The organism is uncultured Abyssibacter sp. (assembly GCF_964000955.1).
Lineage (GTDB): Bacteria > Pseudomonadota > Gammaproteobacteria > Nevskiales > OUC007 > Abyssibacter.
Genome location: NZ_CAXFCL010000172.1, coordinates 1 through 4,498 on the forward strand (window position 1 = coordinate 1; position 4,498 = coordinate 4,498).

The following is a 4,498-nucleotide window of genomic DNA, read 5'->3' on the forward strand; positions in this document are numbered from 1 at the left end:
AGCCTGGGGGAGCGTGACGATTTCGTTCGCATCATCGACTGGAACTTCGAGACCGCTCCGTTCTTTCTCGAGTGCGAGTACGGCGGACAAAACCTTTCGGATTGGGCGCAAACCGGTGATGCGCTCGGCAAGATGTCTCTGGAGGAGCGCCTGGCGTTCTTCATCCGGATTTGCGAAGCCGTCGCCGCCGCGCACAGCGTCGGCGTCCTGCACAAGGACCTGAAACCCGGCAACGTGCTGGTCACCGGTGAAGACGGCGCCTGGCACCCACGCCTGACCGACTTCGGCAGCAGCCGGCTGCTGGAGCCCGGACGACTGGACGAGCTCGGGATCACCAGCCTGGGGCTAACGCTGACCCAGGGCATTGGTGGAAGCTCCAGCAGCGGCACACCGCTTTATCTGGCACCCGAACTTGTCGCGGGGCAGGCGCCGACGGTGCAAAGCGATGTCTACGCGTTGGGCGTCATGCTGTATCAGATACTCGTTGGCGACCTGTCCCGCCCGATGGCGCCGGGGTGGGAGCGCGATGTCGGCGATGAACTGCTCCGAGAAGACGTCGCCCGCGCGACCGACGGTCATACGGCGCGGCGGCTACCGAACGTGTCGGAGTTGACCAAACGGCTGCGAACGCTGGAATCACGTCGAAACGAAAGCCAGCGCATCGCTGATGCGGAACGACAGGCCCGAACCGCGGCGGCGGCCCTGGAGCGCACGAAAGCCAGGCGACCCTGGGTTGCGGCGACCATCGGCATCCTCATCGCCGGTTTGGCGGCCACGCTATGGCTGTTCGAACAGAGTGATCGTGCTCGCGTCGAAGCGGAACAGGAGCGACGACGCGCCGAGGCCACGGTCGCATTCTTGACCGACGACATCATCGGGGGCGCCAACCCGGGTCGCGCTGGTTTCGAAAAAAACCCCACTGTTCAGGAATTGTTGAAGCTTGCCTCCGTCCAGGTTGAACAGCGTTTCGCGAACGAACCCGCGATCGAGGCCGCGGTCTGGCAGGCAATGGGGGACGCGGCATTCACCATCCGCCAGTTCCCGGATGCCATGGACTATTTTGAGCACGCGGTGGCGAGCAGCGAGGCGGCGCATGGCGAAGGCGATCTTCGTACCGCCGAGGCCTTGTACAACCTGGCGCAGGCACAAGCCTATGCCGAGGACACCGCGTCCTTCAGCTTGACGAAGGCGACCCTGGAGCGTGCGGATGCACTGGCCGGGGAACGGCTGGAAGACCACCCGGAGCTCGCGCTGCTGGCGACACGCGCCTACGGCAGCTACTACGCGATCAAGCTGGAACCGACGCTGGCACTGCCCTATCTGGAACAAACCGCCGCGCTGCTCCTGCGGTTGCGCCCGCACGCCCGGCTGGAACGATTCAGCGTGCAATCACAGATCACCGAAGCGCTCATCCGCGTCGGAAAACCCGAAGCCGCCATGGAACAGGCGCAATCCCTGCTGCGGGAAATGGCGCTGACGCCAACCGAAGGCGGCCAGGAACTTCAGGCGAATGTTCAACTCATGCTGGCACGCAGCCTCCGGTCACTGCGTCGATACGATGAGGCCGCGCGAGCCGCCGAGTCCGCTCTGGAAAGCGCGATCGCCGTCACTCATGCCTGGAGGACGCAGTTGCTGGTCCGCTCTCAACTGGCGGCGATCCACGATGAGGCCGGCAACTGCGAACAGTCTCTCGAGCTCATGCGGCAAGTCAGCGCGGATGCGGCCCGGTTCGTCGGCGCGGACAATCGCTTCTCGCTGATCGAGAAAGGAAATCTCGGCTTCAAGGAATACGAATGCGGCGATCAGGCGGTGGGGCTGGCCCTCGTTGAAGAGGTTGGAGAAACCCTCCGGATCGCCAGCGGCAACGACGACGCCGCCTCACAGGCGTTTCGTGTGTTCGCGGCGGAAGCCCATGCGGACGAAGGGCAATATGATCACAGCCTTGCCCTGCTGGACGGCCTGGAGTCGACCAAGTTGACCGCGGCGCAAGGTGAACCCGAGTGGGCGGCGCGTCTCAATGCGATTCGTGGTCAGGCGCTGCTGGGGAAAGGGAAATATGCCGAAGCGGTCGTGCTACTGGAAGCCGCAATCCCGCAACTTGGGAAACTGCACGGCGATCCGGAGGCGATCGAGAAATATCAGGGATGCCTGGAGACCGCGCGCAGCAAACTCACCCTAGACCCGAGAAACCCGAGCGTCGCTACTCACGCTCACCCGCCTTGATCTGCTCGTCGACCTGCTTCGATCCCGGCACCAGCATGCGAGCGGCGATGATGCCAATCTCGAACAGGATGTAGGCAGGCAGGGCCAGCAGGGTCTGGGAGACGATGTCCGGCGGGGTCAGCAGCATGCCGATGACGAACACGGCGACCAGCACGTAGGGGCGCTTGGCCTTGAGTTGCCCCGGTGTGGTGAACCCGGCCCAGACCATCAGCACGATCGCGACCGGCGTCTCGAACGCGGCCCCGAACGCGAGAAACAGCTTGATGACGAAATCCAGGTAGCGGCTGATGTCGGTCATCACCGCCACGCCTTCGGGCGCCACGGACACCAGAAACCCGAAGATCAGCGGAAACACGACGAAGTAGGCGAACGCCATGCCCAGGTAGAACAACAGGGTGCTGGACAGCAGCAGCGGCACCGCCAGACGCTGCTCGCTCTTGTACAGGCCCGGGGCGACGAACGCCCAGACCTGGTAGAGAATCCAGGGCATGGACAGCACCACCGCCAGCAGCATCGCGAGCTTGAACGGGGTCAGAAACGGCGCTGCGACCTCGGTCGCGATCATGCTGGTGCCGGCCGGCATCTGCGCCAGCAGCGGCACCGCCAGATAGGAGAAGATTTCCTGCGCGAAGAAGGCCAGCGGCAGAAACACCAGCAACACGCCGGCCATCGCCCTGATCAGGCGACCGCGCAGTTCCAGCAGATGGGACAGCAGCGGCGCATCGCCGCCCAGCGTCTCACTCACCTGACGCAGCCTGCTTGGAGGCCTTTTCCTGCGAAGATGTCGAGGTCGACCCATCGTCGTCCGCCTGCTTGTCCAGATCCGTGACGGACTGCTGCATGACCCGCTTGGCCTCGGCGAAGGATCGGGCCGCCTCGGACTTGCGGGTTTCCCGCTCCAGTTCGGTGGTCAGATTGCGCACGAAGGCGCGGGCGCGACCAGTCCAGTGCCCCACCGTGCGCGCCGCCTTCGGCAGACGCTCGGGGCCGAGCACGATCAGCGCGATGCTGAAGATCAGCAGCAGTTCCCAGAAGCCGATGTCGAACATGACGGAACCTGCGCGGCAATCAGGAGGATTGCCGCTCGCCGGTCTTGGTCGTCTCCTCGGCGGATTCCGACTTATCGGCCGAGATCGACGCCGGATCGGCGTCGTCGTCGGACTTCGCCTGCTCCTCCTCGCCTTCCTTCATGGCCGACTTGAAGCCCTTGATCGCTCCGCCGAGATCACCGCCCAGGTTCCGGACACGCTTGGTGCCGAAGACCAGCAGCACGATCGCCAGAATGATCAGAAGCTGCCACATGCTGATGCCGCCTAGACCCATGATTACTTGCCCTCCGCGGCCCTTGCCGCCTTTTCGTCCAGACCGGACACGCCGAAGCGGCGCTGCAATTCTGCGAGCACCGCGGTCGCGTCCAGTCCATGGTGATTCAACAGGACCATCGTGTGAAACCAGAGGTCGGCCACTTCATGGACCAGTGCCTCGGGCTGGTCGTCCAGACCCGCGATGATCACTTCCGCCGCTTCCTCGCCCACCTTCTTGCCGATCGCCGCCGCTCCACCCGCGTGCAGGCGGGCGACATAGGATTCATCCGGGGAGGCATCACGTCGCTCCACCAAAGTCTGGGTGAGCTGCGTGAGAATGTCGGAAGCGTTCATATTGCACAGCCTGCAGGTTGCAGAATCGTGACGCCAGCGCGCGTTGGCGGCGGCTAGCGTCGGACCCGCACCCCGCGCTCGGCAAGAAAATCCTTGGCCTCGCCGACGGTGTACTGACCGAAGTGAAAGATGCTGGCGGCGAGAACGGCATCGGCATGGCCCGCGACAAGGCCATCATACAAGTCGTCCAGCGCGCCGACCCCACCCGATGCGATCACCGGCACCGGCACGGCATCCGCCACGGCGCGGGTCAGGTCGACATCGAAGCCTTCCTTGGTGCCGTCGCGGTCCATGCTGGTCAGCAGGATCTCGCCGGCGCCCAGCTCGACCAGGCGCTGCGCCCATTCCACCGCGTCCATGCCGGTCGACTTGCGGCCGCCGTGGGTATAGACGTGCCAGCCGGTCGGCGCGTCATCCTGCTTTCGCTTCTTCTTCGGGCGCCGCGCGTCGATCGCACCGACGATGCACTGCGAGCCGTAACGCTCGGCGGCCTCTGACACGAACTCGGGGCGATCCACCGCCGCGGTGTTGATCGACACCTTGTCCGCACCCGCGTTGAGCAGCGCGCGTACGTCCGCATTGGTCCGCACGCCGCCGCCTACGGTCAAGGGGATGTA

At 64.7% G+C, this 4,498-nt stretch carries 6 protein-coding genes; 1 reads left to right on the forward strand and 5 read right to left on the reverse strand.

All coding sequences use genetic code 11. The annotated features are described in order from the left end of the window. The coding region (locus ABNS06_RS08305; protein ID WP_348673824.1) for a protein kinase at positions 1 to 2,223 on the forward strand (2,223 nt) is incomplete at its 5' end. On the opposite strand, the gene tatC is transcribed toward ABNS06_RS08305, so the two are convergent. The 5 genes from tatC to ABNS06_RS08330 all read right to left on the reverse strand — a co-directional run. Then, positions 2,201 to 2,968, reverse strand: coding sequence for a twin-arginine translocase subunit TatC (gene tatC, locus ABNS06_RS08310; protein ID WP_348673825.1), 768 nt, complete (start codon positions 2,966 to 2,968; stop codon positions 2,201 to 2,203). The genes ABNS06_RS08305 and tatC overlap by 23 nt on opposite strands. Further along, complete coding sequence (gene tatB, locus ABNS06_RS08315) at positions 2,961 to 3,272, reverse strand: Sec-independent protein translocase protein TatB (RefSeq protein WP_348673827.1); 312 nt, start codon at positions 3,270 to 3,272, stop codon at positions 2,961 to 2,963. The genes tatC and tatB overlap by 8 nt, the downstream gene beginning before the upstream one ends. A 19-nt stretch (positions 3,273 to 3,291) precedes the next feature. Continuing rightward, a complete protein-coding gene (gene tatA / locus ABNS06_RS08320; RefSeq protein ID WP_348673829.1) occupies positions 3,292 to 3,546 on the reverse strand; it encodes a Sec-independent protein translocase subunit TatA in 255 nt (84 codons plus the stop codon). A gap of 2 nt (positions 3,547 to 3,548) precedes the next feature. Next, positions 3,549 to 3,881 carry a phosphoribosyl-ATP diphosphatase gene (locus ABNS06_RS08325; RefSeq protein WP_348673830.1) on the reverse strand — a complete coding sequence of 111 codons (333 nt, stop codon included), beginning with the start codon at positions 3,879 to 3,881 and terminating at the stop codon, positions 3,549 to 3,551. A 53-nt stretch (positions 3,882 to 3,934) separates the two neighbouring features. After that, positions 3,935 to 4,498: HisA/HisF-related TIM barrel protein (locus ABNS06_RS08330; protein ID WP_348673832.1), on the reverse strand; the 564-nt coding region annotated here is incomplete at its 5' end.